Source organism: Microcoleus sp. K5-D4 (genome assembly GCF_036704575.1).
Lineage (GTDB): Bacteria > Cyanobacteriota > Cyanobacteriia > Cyanobacteriales > Microcoleaceae > Microcoleus.
The window spans coordinates 1-19,242 of record NZ_JAUBSD010000021.1; the positions used below are offsets into that span (position 1 = coordinate 1).

General features: G+C 46.5%; 10 protein-coding genes. 7 read left to right on the forward strand and 3 right to left on the reverse strand.

Annotation, left to right across the window (positions count from 1 at the left end):
- Positions 1 to 119: 119 nt before the first annotated feature.
- From QUA77_RS09120 to QUA77_RS09130, 3 genes are all read right to left on the reverse strand, one after another.
- Positions 120 to 302, reverse strand: a complete 183-nt coding sequence (locus QUA77_RS09120; protein WP_333449916.1) for a hypothetical protein — start codon at positions 300 to 302, stop codon at positions 120 to 122.
- A 424-nt stretch (positions 303 to 726) separates the two neighbouring features.
- Entirely contained in the window at positions 727 to 1,767 is a 1,041-nt protein-coding gene (locus QUA77_RS09125; RefSeq protein ID WP_333035343.1) for a glucokinase, read from the reverse strand.
- 208 nt (positions 1,768 to 1,975) lie between these two features.
- Positions 1,976 to 4,036: an amylo-alpha-1,6-glucosidase gene (locus tag QUA77_RS09130; protein ID WP_333449917.1), complete on the reverse strand. Its 2,061-nt coding sequence runs from the start codon at positions 4,034 to 4,036 to the stop codon at positions 1,976 to 1,978.
- 317 nt (positions 4,037 to 4,353) lie between these two features.
- On the opposite strand from QUA77_RS09130, the gene treZ reads away from it, so the two are divergent.
- The 7 genes from treZ (at position 4,354) to QUA77_RS09165 (ending at position 19,231) form a co-directional block, all read left to right on the forward strand.
- A complete protein-coding gene (gene treZ, locus QUA77_RS09135) occupies positions 4,354 to 6,183 on the forward strand; it encodes a malto-oligosyltrehalose trehalohydrolase (protein ID WP_333449918.1) in 1,830 nt (609 codons plus the stop codon).
- 223 nt (positions 6,184 to 6,406) lie between these two features.
- Positions 6,407 to 9,202 carry a malto-oligosyltrehalose synthase gene (gene treY, locus QUA77_RS09140; protein WP_333449919.1) on the forward strand — a complete coding sequence of 932 codons (2,796 nt, stop codon included), beginning with the start codon at positions 6,407 to 6,409 and terminating at the stop codon, positions 9,200 to 9,202.
- A gap of 544 nt (positions 9,203 to 9,746) precedes the next feature.
- Entirely contained in the window at positions 9,747 to 11,663 is a 1,917-nt protein-coding gene (dnaK, locus tag QUA77_RS09145; protein WP_333035353.1) for a molecular chaperone DnaK, read from the forward strand.
- 198 nt (positions 11,664 to 11,861) lie between these two features.
- Positions 11,862 to 12,374, forward strand: a complete 513-nt coding sequence (locus tag QUA77_RS09150; protein ID WP_333063550.1) for a DUF4112 domain-containing protein — start codon at positions 11,862 to 11,864, stop codon at positions 12,372 to 12,374.
- Positions 12,375 to 13,098: 724 nt separating this feature from the next.
- Complete coding sequence (locus tag QUA77_RS09155; protein WP_333449920.1) at positions 13,099 to 13,707, forward strand: PadR family transcriptional regulator; 609 nt, start codon at positions 13,099 to 13,101, stop codon at positions 13,705 to 13,707.
- Between the two features lie 270 nt (positions 13,708 to 13,977).
- Positions 13,978 to 15,843 (forward strand): efflux RND transporter periplasmic adaptor subunit, encoded by a 1,866-nt coding sequence (locus tag QUA77_RS09160; protein WP_333449921.1) that lies wholly within the window; start codon positions 13,978 to 13,980, stop codon positions 15,841 to 15,843.
- Positions 15,844 to 16,027: 184 nt separating this feature from the next.
- The gene (locus QUA77_RS09165; RefSeq protein WP_333449922.1) at positions 16,028 to 19,231 is read left to right on the forward strand and encodes an efflux RND transporter permease subunit; all 3,204 of its coding nucleotides are present in this window, start codon (positions 16,028 to 16,030) and stop codon (positions 19,229 to 19,231) included.
- Positions 19,232 to 19,242: the final 11 nt, after the last annotated feature.

Below are 19,242 nucleotides of genomic sequence, written 5' to 3' on the forward strand. Positions count from 1 at the left end.
GCTAAATATAATCTTTTCAATTTTCCTAACTTGAAAAGATTTGATGCCTTTTCACAATTCATTTAGGATTGCTATATGGCAAACACTTCTCTAATCATAACGTACTCTGATCCTTTCCTTCAGGGCACTACCAAGACCTGTTCTTCGAGAGTTAGAATGGTGCGACGTCCTCTTCTGTCTTTAGGATTTTCTAGCCGGAAGTTTTCTAAAGCGTTAACCATTGCTTTTAGGGTTTGAATCTTGATACCAAATCTACGTTGAAATTGCTCGGGTTTCAAATTTAGATAAAATTGATTTTTCATGATTTACTTATTGTGTAACGACAACAGAACTTTCTAGCATTTTATCCTGTTTATAGCAAGACCAGAGTGAAAATAAGTTAGGATTTGGGATTCAATCAACTCTCAGCAAAAGTTTTCATTATATCATAAAATTATTTTGCAAGAGGTCTACTATCTAAGTACAAGACTCCGAGTTCGTCGCGCATTTTCATATACGGGTTTCCTTTCCGAAAGGAGGTTCGTGCTCTATTAAGCGGTGATTTCGGGAATCAATGACGAGTACCGGGGGTGAAGAGTCATAATCAATTATTGAATGTGGTGCACGATCACACAATCATTCTCGCTATTAATTGTGACTCGACCTGATGGTTTCACCCATCAGGTCGAGTCAACAGTCTCTTTCAACCGCCGAGTAATCAATGAGATAACTTCTACTTGAAATCTCCTAAAGACCTGCCGCACAAACAGCCGCTCCAATTAATCCTACATGGGGATTCAAAACAAGACGAACAGGCATCATTTCTAACAGCGAATCCATCCGGCCTTTGTGGGTAAAAGCCCGCATAAAACCTCCGTCTTGAATCAGCGGCAAAATTTTAGCAGCGATGCCGCCGGCTATGTACAAACCGCCGTAAGGTAACAGTGTCAGAGCCAGATTTCCGGCCACTGCACCGTAGGCTTCTACAAACATTTGCATTGTTTGTTCCGAAAGCCGATCGCACTTTTTGAGTGCCGCCTGTGCAATTGTCGCCCCCGGATCGACACTCTTCTCACTTTTACCCATTTCTGACTCCCATTTTTTGATAACTTCCCCTATCTCCGGCGATTCAGGAGCAAACTTTTTGTCCCGCAAAAACTGGTAAATTGAAACAATCCCTTGTCCCGAAACTACACGCTCGATCGATATTCGGGAAATGTCGTGTTTTGCTAACAAATATTTCAGCAATTGAAACTCCAACTCCGAACGAGGAGCAAAGTCACCGTGTCCCCCTTCCGAAGAAAAAACCCTGATACCATTTGCTTCGGGAATTCCATAACAATTTCCTAAACCTGTACCCGCACCAATCACAGCAATTGGATCGTGTTCGCGAGGTTTTCCCACTTGCAAAGTGTGCAAATCTCGATCGTCCAAAGCCCACACGCCGTAGCCAACCGCGACAAAATCATTAATTAAACTAACGTGTGATATTCCTAATTCCTGTTCCAGACGCTTCGCATCCAGCATCCAAGGCAAATTAGTCAGTTTTGCAGTGTTATTAACCACCGGGCCTGCGATCGCAAAACAAGCTTTTTCCGGCAATGGCGTCAAATCCAATTTCGTAGCAGCTTCCCTCAAAAACTGCTGCACCATCGGCACTAAATCGGGAAACTCCGCGCTCGGATAGCGAAACTCGTAAAGAGCGTTCATTTCACCGTTAACAGTCCTTTCCACTAACCGCAAAATTGTCTTAGTTCCGCCAATATCGCCCGCTAATAATAATGCCATAAATCTCCTATTTTATTAGTAGTTGTCTTGATTTCTTTGCCGAATAACCCACCTAGTTTATAACAATTACAGGCAGATTGGTGAACTCTTTTTTTTAACGAACCGCAGAGGTACTCTTGACTCAGAGAAAGAGAACAGACAGAGAAAGAGAGATTCTCTTGAGGGCTTAAATTTGCGATATTACCAAATGATTGATAACACTACTAATTTAAACACCCACAGTATTAATTGCCAACCAAGCCCGCAGCACCTCAGCCACAGTCCAAGCTTGAGCCGTGCAGCCCCGAGGCGAGTGAGGGGCGTCGCCCTCAAAAATTTCGCCCAGACTGCCAACTCCGCCGCCCCTTATATGATGTGCCATCGGTTCCAGGAATTCGCGAGCTTGTGCTGGGTTTTTGTATACGTGTAAGTGCGCCAAGACAAACGGGCCAATCAGCCAGCCCCAAACTGTGCCCTGGTGGTAGGCGCTGTCGCGCTGCAATTGGTCGCCTCCGTATGCGCCGCGATACTGCGGGTGCTGCGGTGAGAGGCTGCGGAGGCCGACAGAAGTCAGAAGCTGTTGAGCGCAGGCGTCCACCACGGCGCGCTGCTGGATGGGCGTCAGTAACGGTGTATAGCGGGTTTCCTGGCGCATCCCCGCTGACAAGGAGTTGGCGGAGTGAGGAGTAATCGAGTCTAGGGGCAAGGATACGGCAAATATTTGGTTGGGCCGCAGCGAACTATCGTGTCCGTCGCGGCCGTCGAGAACGTCGTAACAGTAACCGGTTGAGGCATTCCAGAAGCGAGGGAATCCGGCGGCTGTTCGATCGCCCAATTGTTGGTATTCATTGTGAGGCTTGCCCAGTTTTCGAGCAAAACTTGCCATAGCTTGTATAGCATTGTACCAAAGCGCGCTGAGTTCGATCGGCTTACCAATCCGGGGCGTCACCACCCAATCGCCGATTTTCGCGTCCATCCAAGTCAGTTGCACGCCGGTTTCGCCCGCGTAGATTAAACCGTCATCGGGGTCGATGCGGATATTATACCGAGTTCCCTGTATGTGCCAATCAACAATCTCACATAAAGTAGGCCAGAGTTCGCTCAAAAGTTCGTCGTCCCCCGTGGCATCGATATAAGCGCGAATTGCCTCAAAGTACCACAGAGTGGCGTCTGCAGTGTTGTATTCCGGTTCCCCGCCCGCATCCGGGAAGCGGTTCGGCAGCATCCCCCGATCGACATACCGCGCAAATGTCCGCAAAATCGATCGCGAAATTTCCCATCGCCCGGTACAGATTGTGAGGCCTGGCAGGGCGATCGTCGTGTCGCGCCCCCAGTCGCTGAACCAGGGATATCCGGCGATAATCGTTTTGCCTTCGGGTTCTTCCGGTAGCGGGCGGCTGACGATAAATTGGTCCGCGGCGAGCACTAAGTGATTGATCCAGTCGGGAGATTCGCTCACTTTTGACCAGTTTTGCAGCAGTTGTTGGTCATAAGTCTGGCGCACTTCTAAAGCTTTACCCCCGCCCTGTTCGGGATTTTTCTCGGTGCTGGCTATCAATGTGAGAGAACTTCCCGGTGCGATCGTCATGTGAAAAGTCGCCGCCTGCAAGTGATCCTCGCTGCAGTCCAATCCGCGGCGCTTTTCGGCTGCTAGATCCAATCCGTAATGCCAATTGTATAAGGGCGCAGAGACTCGAAAGTTGGCCTCTGGTGCGGCATCTGTCAGCAAATACAGGGGTGCAGCCTTGGGAAATGCAGTCACGCAAACCCCGCGTTCCAAGGTTTCTAGGCTCATCTGCCAGTCGTCGGCGCTCGTCGTGTGGTGGTAGTCGCGGTAGTTGACTAGGGCTTTGACAGCGAGGGCGATCGGTTGTGAGGCGCGGTGCAATCGGTATTGAATATATGTTGTGTTAGCACCTTGCTGCATCCAAATCCGCTTTTCCAGGATAGCGTCGGCGAGAGCAAACCTCCAAACAGGCGTCGTGCCTTCGAGGTGAAAGCTTTCGATGTAGTTGTAGCCGTGGGGTTCCATCGTCGCGTCGACCCAGCGGTTTGTATAAAGCGGATAGGCGCGATCGTGATACACAGCCGTCTCGTCCAGCTTGGCGAGCATCAAAGTGCGTCCCAGCGGAGGTTTGAGGGCGGCTACCAGCAAGCCGTGATAGCGGCGGGTGAGGAGATTTGCGATCGTCCCGCTAGCGTAACCGCCGATCCCGTTTGTGACCAACCACTCCCGAGACTCCGCCGAGTCGAGATTGCAGCAGATTTCCCGTCCAAAAGCCATAACCATAAAGTCCACACTCGCGCTGATTTTTGACCTACCTTTAGGTAGATTTTCGACATGATATCAACCAGAAATATTAACGCTTCCAGACCGTTAATTTGGCGATCGCCCCCGTGCCGATTCCTGCTCTAATTTAGACACAACCAACCGCTAATTTTGCCAATTACACAATTTTTGCCTTTGATGCCTCTGTCTAAAGTTAGTTGTTTGTTATATTAAGTAATATTACCGTCTAAACAGGCGCTGAACGTTAAGGGCAAAGCATTTGATGGCGCGTCGGGCGATCGAACTACCAACCTATTTTATAAGGAGAACAACTCAAAGTGAAGATAGGAGCAAATTACCTCGGCAACAACCAATGTGAATTTACCGTTTGGGCGCCCACCGTCAAACAAATCGCAGTCCAAATAGTTTCGCCAAAAAAACGCCTGATACCCCTGCAACAATCAGCAGAAGGTTATTGGCAAACCACAGCTACAGACATCGAACCAGGAACCCTTTACACCTACCAAATCGAAGGCAAAACCGACCGACCAGACCCAGCCTCAAAATATCAACCCCAAGGCGTACACGCCCCGTCGCAAGTAATAGATGAAAATATTTTTACTTGGACTGACACAAAATGGCAAGGCGTGCCGCTAGCCGAAATGATTATTTACGAACTGCACGTCGGCACGTTCACCCAAGCCGGAACCTTTGAAGCAGTAATTCCCCACCTAAAACAACTTAAAGAATTGGGAATCAACGCTATCGAAATAATGCCAGTAGCCCAATTCCCTGGCGAGCGAAACTGGGGATATGACGGCGTATATCCCTACGCAGTTCAAAACTCCTACGGCGGCCCCGAAGGCTTCAAAACACTCGTCAACACCTGCCACGAACACGGTATTTCAGTAATTCTCGATGTAGTTTACAACCACCTCGGCCCCGAAGGAAATTATCTCAGGGACTTCGGCCCCTACTTTACCTCAAAATACGGCTCGATTTGGGGAGATCCCCTCAACTTCGACGATGCCTACAGCGACGGCGTGCGTAACTACTTTATTGAAAACGCCCTCTACTGGTTTCGAGACTATCACATCGATGCTCTGAGATTAGATGCAATTCAAGCAATATTTGAAGTTGGTGCAAGACCTTTTTTACAAGAACTATCCGATGCCACAGCCGAGATTTCCCACGAACTAGGACGGCAACTTTACTTAATAGCCGAAAGTGACTTAAATGATGTCCGCACTGTACGTCCCAAAGAACTCGGTGGCTTCGGACTAGACGCCCAATGGTGCGATGATTTCCACCACGCACTGCACGCCTTGCTCACCGGAGAAGACGACCGATACTACCAAGATTTCGGCAAGTGCGAACACCTAGAAAAATCATTCAAAGAAAGCTTTGTTTACTCCGGCCAGTACGCCCCCCACAGAAAGCGGAAACACGGCAATTCTGTTAAGGATGAACCCGGTCATAAATTTGTAGTATTTTCCCAAACCCACGACCAAATTGGCAACCGCATTTTGGGAGACCGATTATCCAAAATAGTTGACTTTGAAGGATTGAAACTTGCAGCCGGCACAGTTTTAATTTCTCCCTACATTCCCTTCTTTTTTATGGGAGAAGAATACGGAGAAGAAGCACCGTTTTTTTACTTCATTTCCCACTCGGACGAAAACTTAATTGAAGCTGTCCGCAAAGACAAACAACAAGAATTTAAAATCTTTGAAGGCCGAGGCGAGTTTAACGACCCCCAGAGTCCTGAGACTTTCGATAAGTGTAAGTTAAACTGGGAAAAACAAACCGAAGGCAAACACAAAATCCTTTGGGAATGGCATCAACATCTGATTCAACTGCGGCGGACAATACCGGCCCTTAAAAAACTCGACAAAAACAGTCTAGAAGTGTCCAGCATTGAAGCGGAAAAAATCTTATTTCTACGTCGCTGGACAGATGACAGCCAGATATTCTGCATTCTAAACTTCAACAGTCAAGAGGTAGCCTTTACAGCTGCACTTCCCCAAGGCAACGGTCACAAAATTTTAGACTCTGCTGATGAAAAATGGATGGGTTCAGGTTCTAGCTTGCCTGAAAAGATAACTTCACAGCAAGAATTGACTGTTAAACCCCAGAGTTTCGCACTTTACGAAATAATACAGAAATAGTAGGTTGAGCGGAGCGAAGGGTTCGCTCCCGCTCAACCCAACAACTGATTTTAGATTGGCGATTTGAGATTTTAGATGGGAGCAAAAATCTCAAATCTCACTTAAATCTCATAGTGAAGGGCTTGGGCGGAGTGAAACGGAGGGTTAGTTCTCCACTCAACCTAACTATTTCTAATTTTAAACAACAAATCCAACCAACTAATTAATTAGGAGTAAAATTAAGATGAGAATTCCCACAACTACTTATCGGCTTCAATTTCATGCAGGTTTTAACTTTGAATCCGCCAAACAAATCCTTAGCTATCTGGAAGATTTAGGAATTACCGACGTTTACGCTTCACCGATATTTAAAGCAAGAAAAGGCAGCTCTCACGGATACGATGTCGTTGACTCAAATCAGATCAATCCCGAATTGGGAACATCAGAAAATTTTGAAGCCCTCACCTACGAAATCAAGAAACGGAACATGGGATGGCTGCAAGATATTGTCCCAAACCACATGGCTTACGACACTCAAAACTTGCTGCTGTTAGACGTATTGGAACACGGGCCGGATTCCGACTATTTCGATTACTTTGATATTGAATGGAATCATGCTTACGAACATCTCAGAGGTCGAGTTTTGGCTCCGCTGCTGGGCAATTTTTATGGAGAGTGTCTGGAAAATGGCGAGATTCAACTCAAATACAGCGAAATTGGGCTGACTATCAATTATTATAGCTTACAATTGCCCGTAAGAATTGAATCTTATGCTAAATTTATCAGTCATAATTTGGGGCATTTAGCCAGGGAATTAGGCAGACGCCATCCAGATTTTATCAAGTTTTTAGGAATTCTTTATTTGATTAAAAATACACCTTCAGAAACTAAAGGTAAAACCCGATACGATCAGATAGCTTTTGTCAAAGGACTGCTGTGGGAACTCTACAATCAAAATCCCCTTGTACAGGAATTCATTGATGAAAATATCAAAGTTTTTAACGGAGAAAAGGGCAATGCCGAAAGCTTTAATCTGCTAGACGATTTGCTTTCCGAGCAGTTTTACCGTCTGTCTTTCTGGAAAGTCGGGGCAGAAGAAATTAACTACCGAAGGTTTTTTACGGTAAACGAACTTATTTCGGTAAAAGTTGAAGAGATTAAAGTTTTTCACAAAAACCATGCTCTGATATTTGACATGGTTGAAGAGGGAAAGTTTACGGGATTGAGAATTGACCACATCGACGGACTTTACGACCCCACAGAATATTTGAAACGGCTCCGGGAGAAAATCGGAGACACTTATATTACTGTTGAAAAAATTCTGGAACACGAAGAAGATTTGCCGTCATATTGGCCGATTGAGGGAACTAGCGGCTACGACTTTTTGAATTACGTAAATGGCGTTTTTTGTCGGTGCGATCGCGAGCAGCAATTTAGCGAAATATATCATAGATTTACTCGCTTGACCGTTCCCTACGAACAGTTGTTTTTAGATAAAAAAGGGCTGATTGTTGAGAAAAACTTGGCGGGAGATGTAGACAATCTAGCTCAACTTTTGAAGAATATCTCCGGTCAATCGAGACAAGGAAATGACTTTACTCGTCCCGGTTTGGAAAAAGCATTGGCGGCTGTTTTGACGATTTTTCCAGTCTACCGGACTTACATAAATCAAGATGGTTTGAGAGAGTCCGATCGCACTTACGTAAAATATGCGATCGCTCACGCGAAAGAACAAGTACCGCGACTTCTCAAGGAACTTAAATTTATCGAAACGGTGCTGTTGCTGGAAGAAGAAGAAACCCTAACAAGCGAACAAAAAGAGCAGCGCCGGCACTTTGTAATGAAACTCCAGCAGTTGACAGGACCTTTGATGGCCAAAGGTGTTGAAGACACGCTTTTATATGTCTACTATCGGCTTTTATCCCTCAACGAAGTGGGAGGAAACCCCAGCCAGTTCGGCGTGTCGTTGGTAGATTTTCACGAGTTCAACAAACAGCAGCAAGTCGCTTGGCCGCACAAAATGAATGCTACAGCTACCCACGATACCAAACGCGGCGAAGATGTGCGAGCTCGAATTAACGTTTTGTCCGAAATTCCCGATGAATGGGAACAGCAAGTCAAGTCTTGGAGAGAGCTAAACTCTTCTAAGAAAGTCAACTTTGTGAATCGAATGGTTCCTGATATTAATGACGAATACTTCTTGTACCAAACTATGCTCGGCACTTTTCCCTTTGAGGGAATTGAAAACACTGATTATGTCGATCGCCTGAAAGATTATGCCATTAAAGCCGTCCGCGAAGCCAAAGTTTATACGGCTTGGCTGAGACCGGATAACGACTACGAAGCTGGTTTTATGACCTTTATCGATAGCGTTCTCGAACCTTCGGAACAAAATCAGTTTCTCAACAAATTTATACCTTTCTGCAAAAAAGTAGCTAATTACGGAATTTTCAATTCTTTATCTCAAACGCTGCTGAAAATCGCGGCTCCCGGCGTTCCCGACATTTATCAAGGGACGGAATTCTGGGATTTAAGCCACGTCGATCCGGATAACCGCCGTCCCGTTGATTTTGACCGCAGAATCGAGGTTTTGGGGGAAATTAAAGAGCGATCTCAGACTGATATTTTGCAACTGGTTGAAGATTTGATGGCGACGCGGGAAGACGCTAGAATTAAGTTGTTTTTGACAGCAAGAGCGCTATCGGCGAGAAAAAAATACTTGCAAGTTTTTCAATCAGGCGACTATCTGCCCCTGCAAGCAGTTGGCACATTTAAAGATAATGTTGTTGCCTTTGCCAGAAGCTTTGAAGATACTACAGTTATTGTCATTGCTCCCCGGTTTTTCACGGGAATTGTCAAACCGGAAGAATTGCCGATCGGCAAACAAGTCTGGAAAGATACTAATTTGAAATTATCCGAGCAAATGCCGTCGGTTTGGAAAGATGCAATTACAAATCAGGCGGTAGAAAGTAACGGTACGTTGCCAATTGGTGAAGCTCTGAGTTACTTTCCGGCAGCTCTGCTGATCGGTGAAAAATAGCAATTAAACGCTGGAAAATTCCAGAATTTTCCGAGATTCCCAGGAGGCCGACTTGAGGCTCTCCCTCAATAATATATTCCTTCCCAGGCACAGCCTGGAAGCAAACTGATAGGGACAGGGCATTGCCGTGTCCCTTTTCAGAATTGATATTAAACCTGATTTCCAGCCAAAAAACCGATCGCGCCTACCAACCAAACAAAATTTATATACATAAGACGGCAAATACAACACAACGTATACGGTTTGCCACAATACCCGAATGGATCGCACACCGTACATTGGGAAGAGTAAAGAAAAGCAAAGCAGTCAACAACTGTAGCGGTGCAAGCCTCACGGATGCAACCGTCCCCCAACAGGTTCGGTAAATACCCCTTCATCGCAAGGTCTACCGCCCGCAGTATAGAGATCAGCACCCTATCGAAGACTGTATTAAAGCAGGACTCACTACCCGTAAACCGCGAGGTAAAATCGCAGTCCTGAATAACCAGACTATCGCACAGATAAAACACCAAAATTTTGTAGAGATTGGAGCCGGAACACCCCTATGGGAAAAGTAGTTGGAATTGACTTAGGTACGACAAACTCCTGCGTCGCAGTTATGGAAGGCGGCAAACCCACCGTCATAGCCAACGCCGAAGGGGGTCGCACCACACCTTCTGTAGTAGCATACGCTAAAAATGGCGATCAACTTGTCGGACAAATCGCCAAGCGTCAAGCCGTGATGAACGCCGAAAACACCTTTTACTCAGTAAAACGGTTTATCGGGCGTCGGGTTGATGAAGTAGCCCATGAAACCACTGAAGTTTCCTACAAAGTCCTCAAAGTTGGCAACAGCCTTAAACTAGACTGTCCCGCCCGCGGCAAGCAATTTGCACCAGAAGAAATTTCTGCACAAGTTCTCCGCAAACTCGTAGAAGACGCCAGCAAATACCTCGGCGAAACTGTCACCCAAGCGGTAATTACTGTTCCCGCTTACTTCAACGACTCCCAGCGCCAAGCTACGAAAGACGCGGGAAAAATTGCCGGTATAGAAGTGCTGCGGATTATTAACGAACCTACAGCTGCAGCTTTAGCTTACGGGTTAGATAAAAAGAGCAACGAAACCATCCTCGTATTTGACTTAGGTGGCGGTACTTTCGACGTATCTATTCTCGAAGTAGGCGACGGCGTATTTGAAGTGCTAGCAACTTCTGGAGACACTCACCTCGGCGGTGACGACTTCGACAAAAAAATCGTCGATTACATTGCTAACGAATTCCAAAGAGCCGAAGGCATTGACCTTCGCAAAGACAAACAAGCACTGCAACGCCTGACGGAAGCAGCAGAAAAAGCCAAGATTGAGCTTTCGAGCGTTACCCAAGCAGAAATCAACCTGCCGTTTATTACCGCGACTCAAGACGGACCAAAACACTTGGACACGACTTTGACGCGGGGCAAGTTTGAAGAACTCTGTTCAGATTTGATCGATCGCTCTCGCATCCCCGTAGAAAATGCGATCCGCGACGCCAAATTAGACAAATCTGCAATTAATGAAGTCGTCTTAGTTGGTGGTTCTACGCGCATTCCTGCGGTGCAAGAACTGGTCAAAAAACTCCTTGGCAAAGACCCCAACCAAACGGTAAACCCGGACGAAGTGGTCGCAGTGGGTGCAGCAATTCAAGCAGGCGTACTCTCCGGCGAAGTCAAAGACATCCTGTTGCTCGACGTTACTCCGCTGTCTCTCGGTGTCGAAACCTTGGGTGGCGTGATGACCAAAATCATTCCCCGCAACACCACTATTCCTACCAAGAAGTCGGAAACTTTCTCGACTGCTGTAGACGGCCAAACAAACGTGGAAATTCACGTTTTGCAAGGCGAACGGGAAATGGCGAATGATAACAAGGATTTGGGAACCTTCCGCTTAGATGGAGTTCCTCCAGCCCCCCGTGGCGTACCTCAAATTGAAGTTACTTTCGATATCGATGCTAACGGTATTTTGAATGTAGCTGCCAAAGATAAAGGTACTGGCAAGGAGCAATCGATTAGCATTACTGGTGCTTCTACTTTGCCCAGCAATGAAGTCGAGCGCATGGTGAAGGAAGCCGAATCGAATGCTTCTGCTGACAAAGAGCGTCGCGAAAGGATCGATCGCAAAAACCAAGGCGATTCTTTAGCCTATCAAATTGAGAAGCAGTTGGCAGAATTGGGTGATAAAGTTCCCGCTGCTGACAAGACTAAGGTTGAAGGCTTGATCAAAGACTTGCGCGATGCGATCGCTACTGAAGATGACGATCGCATTAAAACCCTAACAACCGAGTTGCAGCAAGCATTCTACGCTGTCAGCAGCAACCTGTACCAGCAAGCAGGCGGCCCAACTGATGGCCCTGGCGGCCCTGGTGGCCCTGGTGGCTATGGAGACGGCGGCCCCACTGGCGGTGGCGACGACGTGATTGACGCCGACTTCACAGAAGGCAACAAATAAAAGGCTAAATTAAAAGCCCCCAGCTAGAAGCAAGAAACCCGGTTTTGAACAGAAACCGGGTTTCTGTTCATTCAAAAACAAACCAAAGCCGATCGGCTAAAATTATTAAAAATCTTGCTTGAGGCATATAGACAAAACTAGAATATGCTTCAATAAATATCATAAACTAGCAGTAATAGCGCAACCGAGAGTAATTAAATGTCACGTTCTCCTATACAAAATTCCTCCCCAAATACTCCCAGCCAATCTCATGTTGCATCCTTGCGCCGAATCCGCCGGATCAGCCATTTACTAGACAATGCAATTCCGATTCCCGGCACAAAATACCGCATTGGACTCGATCCAATATTAGGACTGATACCGGGCGGCGGCGATTTAATCAGTTCAATTTTTGCCGGCTATGTTGTCTTCAAGTCCGCTCAAATGGGAGTGCCGCGAGAGACTTTAGTACAAATGGCTGCTAACATCGTGTTTGATACATTTGCCGGCACTGTACCCGTTGCCGGAGACTTGTTGGATGTTACTTGGAAAGCTAATGTCAAAAATATAGAATTGCTGGACGCTCATTTAGGTTCCCCTGAACCTGGGAAAAAAGCCGACTGGCTATTTGTGGCGGGGCTGCTTTTGGGTTTGATGTTAATTGTCGGAGGCGTGATTTTCTTGAGCGTGATGCTTTTTGGCTGGCTATTTCAAGTAATTACAGGACGTTAATCTTTGGTATGATGCTGAAGATAAATCACTCTCTTTGTGTCGTCATCTTAATAGTATCTAATCGGGGAAAGTATTCCTTAAAAAACCATCTTTGAGGATGATTAATAGCAGGGAAAAAATCTGGCTTTAACTACCCGTAGGCTGCATTGCTTTTTTTTATCCCTCAACAAAGAGCGACAATCTCACATATTCGTACATTACAAACAGGGCGAGTAAAAACAAACCCAACACTTTTTTTGCTGCAATACTGGAGAAAAATAATATCAGTGTCAGCTACCAAAAAACAGCGGGTGCGCTCAATCTTCAATAAATACTAAAATGTGTCAGCGTTTTAAAATTTAACCAACCCATACCAAGAAAAGTTCTGAGCCTCTTACCAAGAAGAGATATGTGGCAGAAATCGGATCTGTTGAACAAAGTTTATTAAAGCACTTATGAGACATCAAAGACCAGACAGCATCTCACTTTTGACACAACTGAGATGCTGTCTGGTCTTTGACCGAAATCGAGGTGAATCAGCACTCTTCTTATATCTCAAATGGATTTGATAATAAAAAGTAAAGCGATCGCCCTCTCTTGACCATAAAATAATATATATTAAGGGCATTGACAAATGCCCTTAAATGTGTTTATTGTCTCTGGTCGGTGAAACTAGCTATTTACCAGATCGCCCTTGAGTCCGATATAGTGATATAATCCAGACTATAATATCAATTTGATATAAATGCTTGAATTATCAGCGCTTGGGCTGCTACAGTTGCAACCCCTGCACGGCTATCGGCTAAAGCAACAACTGGAGCTGTTTATGAGCAGTTGCATCAGCGTCAACTACGGAGCGATTTACCCGCTGCTGAAGCGGTTGGAAGAGCGGGGGGAGATTTCGGTAATTGCCGAAGAAGCCGGAGATGCGGGCTGTCCGCGCAAAATCTACGGAATTACCGCCAAAGGGCGCGAACTCTGGCGGCAAAAAATGCTCGAACACCCTCAAGAAAGCTGGGTTAACAGTGGTTCCCGGTTCCGAATTAAGTTTTTCTTTTTTGGTAACTTAGAACCGGAAGAACGGCTGAAGCTATTGGAACACCGCTTGCGAGCCTGTTACACCCGGCAAGACTACATCGAAAGCCTCAAAAGCGAATATCCACTAACCGACGACTATCAATTCGCCTCTGGCGATCGCTGCAAGTCAGTGCTGGCGTCAGAGATAGAGTGGTTAACCGAGCAACTAGCCAAGGAAAAAAGCGCGATCGCTGGAGTGCGTGACTCCCCAACCTTCGCGGAATCCGCCGACCCCAAGGGAAAATCATTCCAACTCACCCACTCAGGTGAGTCATAAGAAGGATGTGTAATCTTCCCTGCCATCTTAACTTTTGAGAGATAACAAAGAGCTTTCCTAAAAATAATCACCCCCTGGCTTGGCTAACTGCGATCGGACTAAAGCCCTGCACATACCCCAACCCCATTAAAAAGGGACTTTCCAGATTCCATCCTGTTTAAAAGCGCTTGTCCTTATTCCCCCTCTGTTTGAGGGGGGCACCGGAGGAATCAAAGATTCCCCCAAAGTCTCAGCAAGTCAGAAGTTAAAAAAATCTAAGTGGTGCTGCCCATGAGTTATTCTAAATCCCCAGAATCGGTCGTTGAAGCCCAAGAGCAAAAATCTGCCACACCGGAACTCCACCCAACCAATGCAGACAGCGATCGACCGCAGGATTTGGCCCCCGTTGCCGATCGCCCCGAACCTGTTGCTAAACCCGAACAGCACCCAACCGATGGAGACAGCGATCGACCGGATGATTTTCCGCCTATTGTCGATCGCTCCGAACCTGTTGCTAAACCACGATCGCGCTGGCCTCTAATTGCCGCGATCGCGATCGCCACAGGCGCAGCAGGTTTCGGCTGGTACTCGTGGCAATCGGGTCATAATCGCGCACAGCAACCGGCAGCAGCAGCCCAACCCCAAGGCATACCAGTCAAGCTTGCAGCCGTAGAAACCAGTTCAGTCCAAGATGCCTCGGAATTTGTCAGCAGCTTAGAAGCCAAGCGTTCGGTAGAGATTAAACCCGAAGTAGAAGGGCTAGTCACGGAGATTTTTGTCAAATCCGGGGACTTCATAAACAAAGGACAAGCCATCGCCCGCATGAAAAGCGACAGCGCCCAAGCTGACTTGAGGGAATCCCAAGCCAACCTGATTCGCGCTCAATCCCATTTAGCCGAATTGCAAGCAGGAGCAAGGCCCGAAGAAATCGCCCAAGCTCAAGCCCAAGTCGCCCAAGCCCAAGCCAACCTCGCCCAACTGCGATCGGGCTCTCGGCCAGAAGAAATTGGTCAAGCCCAAGCCCGCGTTAGCCAAGCTGAAGCCGACCTCGCCGACGCCCAAACAGGTAGTCTCTTAGAAGACATTGCCCAAGCAAGAGCGCAAATAGAGGCAAGCACAGCCGAAGCAAAATTAGCCAGCCAGCAGCTTGCCAGATATCAGGCATTGGCAAAAGAAGGCGCAGAATCCGCGAACACCCTCGAACAATACACGCAAAAAGAAGGCACCGCCAAAGCCAACCTCCGAGAAGCTCAAAGGCGGTTCGAGCAGCGGCAAAAAAACAGACAAGCCGAGATCGAGCGCCGGACAGCAGCCTTGCAACAGCAGCGGCAAGCTTTGCGGCAATTGCAAAACGGTTCGCGCCCAGAGGAAATAGCCAAAGCCGAAGCAGAAGTCGCACAAGCCAAGAGCAGATTGGCGCAGTTAGCCAACGGTACTCGCCAAGAACAGATCGATCAAGCTGAAGCGCAAGTTGCCGAGGCCGCCGCTCAAGTGCGCGGCTTTGAAGTACAACTACAAGAAGCTGCGGTCATCGCGCCCTTCGCGGGAGTCATCGGCGACATACCAGTGAAAGTGGGAGATTACTTGCAAAAAGGTGATGCGATCGCCACCCTGACAGAGAACCAATTGCTAGACTTGCGGTTATCAATTCCTTTGGAACGGCAGCCTCAATTACGCTTAGGGCTGCCAGTACAAATGCTCGACGCTCAAGGTAAGGCGATCGCCCAAGGTCAAATCAGCTTTATCTCCCCCAACGTCAGCGCCAATTCCCAAACAATTTTAGCTAAAGCCACCTTTCCCAACCCCAGCGGCGAACTGCTTAATCTCCAGTTTGTAAAAGCTAAAGTCATCTGGAAACAGAACCCCGGAATTTTAGTTCCAGTAACAGCAGTCACTCGCTTAGGTGGGCAAACTTTTGTCTTCACAGCTCAAAAGCCGGAACAGCCAAAACCTGGAATGCCACCTTTAGTAGCGCGACAAAAGTCCGTCAAATTGGGAGCCATTGAGGGGAATGATTATCAAGTTATCGAAGGTTTGAAAGCAGGCGAAAAAATTGTTACCGCAGGCATCCTTAACCTGACAGACGGTGTTCCGATTATGGCTCAAGAGGAAGGAAAAGGCTCAGGAGAAAAATTACCAGTAGAAAGCAAAAAATAAGCTATGTTGTTGCTCTTGAGCGCTCTTAAGATGGGAATTAAGAGCGCTCAAGCGCAACTATGTACCTTACGTGAAACTAATTGATTGCTCCGCTATAAAAAAGGGGGCTATTTTAATTTTTGACTGAAGTGCCTGCAATTAGGAATTAGCAATTATCAACTAACAACTACCCATTACCCAAATAATGTTTGCAGATTTCTTTATTAAACGACCTGTCTTTGCTAGCGTCTGCGCCTTAATTATTATTTTGGTAGGCGCAATCAGCATTCCCACATTGCCGATCGAGCGCTTCCCCGACATCAGCCCCACCCAAATCAACGTCACAGCTAACTATAGCGGGGCGAGTGCTGAAATTGTCGAAAATGCCGTTACCAACATCCTAGAAAGGCAAATAAACGGCGTTGAAGGACTAAAATATCTAACTTCCAGTAGTAGTAACGATGGCACTAGCACTATTACAGCTACCTTTGATTCCTCGCGCAACAAAGACATTGCCGGCGTCGATGTTCAAAATCGAGTTGCAGTTGCTCAACCCCAGCTACCAGATGCCGTACAACGCACAGGAGTTACAGTTACAAAACAATCTACAAGTCTCCTATTAGCGATCGGTTTATTTACAGAAAATAAAGAATACGACACCATATTTTTAAGCAACTACGCTGACCTATATTTAGCAGATGCTTTAAAGCGGGTAAAAGGTGTTGGCGACGTGCGAATTTTTGGGGAAAGACGCTATGCAATGCGTTTATGGATAGATCCCAATAAATTAGCGGCTCGCCGTCTCACAATGCAAGATGTAACGAGGGCTCTCAACGAACAAAACTTGCAAGTTGGTGCTGGGAGAGTTGGTCAAGAACCTGCTCCGCAGGGACAAATGTATCAAATTGACTTGCGTGCTGAAAGTCGCCTCAAAGAACCAGCAGAATTTGAAGAAATCGTCCTTAAAACAGAGACAAATGGAACGTTAGTTAAATTAAAAGATGTGGGTAGAGCAGAACTAGGGGCAGAGAATTACAGCTCATTTCTGCGATTTCGAGGCAATGATGCAGTCGGTTTAGGGATTTACCAACTGCCTGGAAGTAATGCTTTGAATGTTGCCCATGCCGTCAAAAAAGAAATGGAAAAACTAGCTGTTGCTTTCCCTCCGGGGTTGATACATAGAGTAGCGCTGGACACGACTTTGTTTGTTGAAGAGTCGATGGCAGAAGTAGTCAAGACATTATTTGAATCAGTCTTGTTAGTGGTGATAGTAATTTTTGTTTTCTTGCAAGACTGGCGCACAACTCTTATTCCTATCATCACAATTCCAATTTCTTTGATTGGGACGTTTGCCTTTATCAAAGTTTTCGGATTTACGATTAACAGTTTATCTCTGTTTGGTCTGACATTAGCGACGGGATTAGTGGTTGATGACGCTATCATTGTAGTAGAAAATATTGACCGCATGATCCGCCAAGGGATGAATGCCCGCCAAGCGGCTTTTGAGTCAATGCGGGAGCTTTTTAGCGCTGTAATTGCGACTTCTTTAGTGTTGATGGCAGTGTTCGTACCCGTGGCATTTTTCCCCGGAACTACAGGAGCGCTTTATAAACAATTTGCGCTGACAATTGCTTTTTCCGTCCTGCTTTCTACCTTTATTGCTATTACTCTCACGCCTTCACTTTCAGCTATATTACTGCGTCGAGGGCCGAAGTTTGGGGGCCCGCTAGGTTGGGTTTTTGACCGTTTTAATGGAATTCTCGATTGGGTACAGCGGCAATATCGAAAATCCTTAATATTTCTCACAGGAATTAAGACTATTGTCACCCTCGTGTTCATCGCTTCTCTGGGAGTAACAGCTTGGCTTTATTTATCAGTACCCACAGCATTTATCCCGGAAGAAGACCAGGGGTATTTTATGACAATTATTCAAGGGCCCCAAGGTGTTTCGCTCCAATACACTCAGAAAGTAATGGATCAAGTAGAACAAGAAATCCTCAAACTTCCTGAAGTTGTCGGGACTTTTTCAGTGGGTGGATTTGGTTTTAGCGGTAGCACTTCTAATCAAGGCATTATATTTACTACACTGAAACCCTGGGAAGAACGTCACGGAGAAGATCAAACTGTACAAGCAATTATTGGTAAGTTGCGGGGTCAGTTTTTCTCGATTCCCGAAGCTAGAATTTTCCCTGTGAATCCGCCTGCAATTCAAGGTTTAGGTCAATTTGGGGGTTTCCAATTTCAATTGCAAGACCGCAAAGGTAATAGCGGTTTAGATGGCTTAGTCCAGACTATGGGCGGGATTTTAAAGCAGGCAAATCAGACACCGGGATTGCAAGCGGTATTTAGTACGTTTGCGGCGAATACACCTCAGTTAATTGTGGAGGTTGACCGCAATCGAGCTAAGGCTCTAGATATTCCGATTAATGATGTTTTCAGTACGTTACAAACGGCTCTGGGTGCTCAGTATGTGAACGATTTTAACCTCCAGCAGCGCAATTATCGGGTTTATGTTCAGGCGGATAAACAGTTTCGCGATAACCCTGAAGATATTGGGAAATTGTATGTGCGTTCGGGAAAGAATGAAATGATTTCTTTGAGCAATTTGGTGAAGATTACTCCGGTGGTCGGAGCACAAACTGTTAACCACTACAATTTGTATAGGTCAATTGAAATTACTGGCACTCCGGCTCCGGGAGCGAGTTCTGGGCAGGCGCTAAAATCGATGGAAAAGGTGTCGGCTGAAGTTTTGCCATCGGGTTTTGGCTATGAATGGTCGGGGAGTTCTTTAGAAGAAATTGAATCGGGAGGTCAAGCACCGATTATTTTCGGTTTGGGGCTGATTTTTGTGTTTTTGGTGTTGGCGGCTCAGTACGAAAATTATGTCGATCCTTTCATTATTTTGCTATCGGTGCCTCTGGCGATTTTGGGTGCTCTTTTAGCTCAGTCGTTGCGGGGTTTGGCGAATGATGTTTATTGCCAGATTGGTTTGGTGATGTTGATTGGGTTGGCTAGTAAAAATGCGATTTTAATCGTGGAGTTTGCTAACCAGTTACGGGAGCAGGGATATTCAATTGCTAAGGCCGCAGTTGAGGCTTCTCAAGAGCGTTTACGACCGATTTTGATGACTTCTCTGGCTTTCGTTTTAGGTATTGCTCCTCTGGTTAACCCCGAAGGTGCGGGTGCAGCGAGCCGCCGATCGCTAGGGAATGCGATCGCGGGGGGGATGGTTGTTTCTACTGTCTTGAGTTTGTTTATGGTGCCGGTTCTGTATGTGGTGGTTGTCTCGGCTCGCGATCGCTTTAAGAAGCGCGATCGACTAGACAATCTCCCCGAGGATGGCACAATTTTGAATGGGAAAACGACTCCCCACGAGGAGATTGAACGCGATAAAGTATCGCCGTTGTAGTTGGTAAGTTG

Excerpts from the sequence above, each read along its gene's own strand:
- QUA77_RS09120 (WP_333449916.1), bottom strand. The coding sequence starts at position 302 with ATGAAAAATCAATTTTATCTAAATTTGAAACCCGAGCAATTTCAACGT.
- QUA77_RS09125 (WP_333035343.1), bottom strand. The coding sequence starts at position 1,767 with ATGGCATTATTATTAGCGGGCGATATTGGCGGAACTAAGACAATTTTG.
- QUA77_RS09130 (WP_333449917.1), bottom strand. The coding sequence starts at position 4,036 with ATGGTTATGGCTTTTGGACGGGAAATCTGCTGCAATCTCGACTCGGCG.
- treY (WP_333449919.1), top strand. The coding sequence starts at position 6,407 with ATGAGAATTCCCACAACTACTTATCGGCTTCAATTTCATGCAGGTTTT.
- dnaK (WP_333035353.1), top strand. The coding sequence starts at position 9,747 with ATGGGAAAAGTAGTTGGAATTGACTTAGGTACGACAAACTCCTGCGTC.
- QUA77_RS09150 (WP_333063550.1), top strand. The coding sequence starts at position 11,862 with ATGTCACGTTCTCCTATACAAAATTCCTCCCCAAATACTCCCAGCCAA.
- QUA77_RS09155 (WP_333449920.1), top strand. The coding sequence starts at position 13,099 with ATGCTTGAATTATCAGCGCTTGGGCTGCTACAGTTGCAACCCCTGCAC.
- QUA77_RS09160 (WP_333449921.1), top strand. The coding sequence starts at position 13,978 with ATGAGTTATTCTAAATCCCCAGAATCGGTCGTTGAAGCCCAAGAGCAA.
- QUA77_RS09165 (WP_333449922.1), top strand. The coding sequence starts at position 16,028 with ATGTTTGCAGATTTCTTTATTAAACGACCTGTCTTTGCTAGCGTCTGC.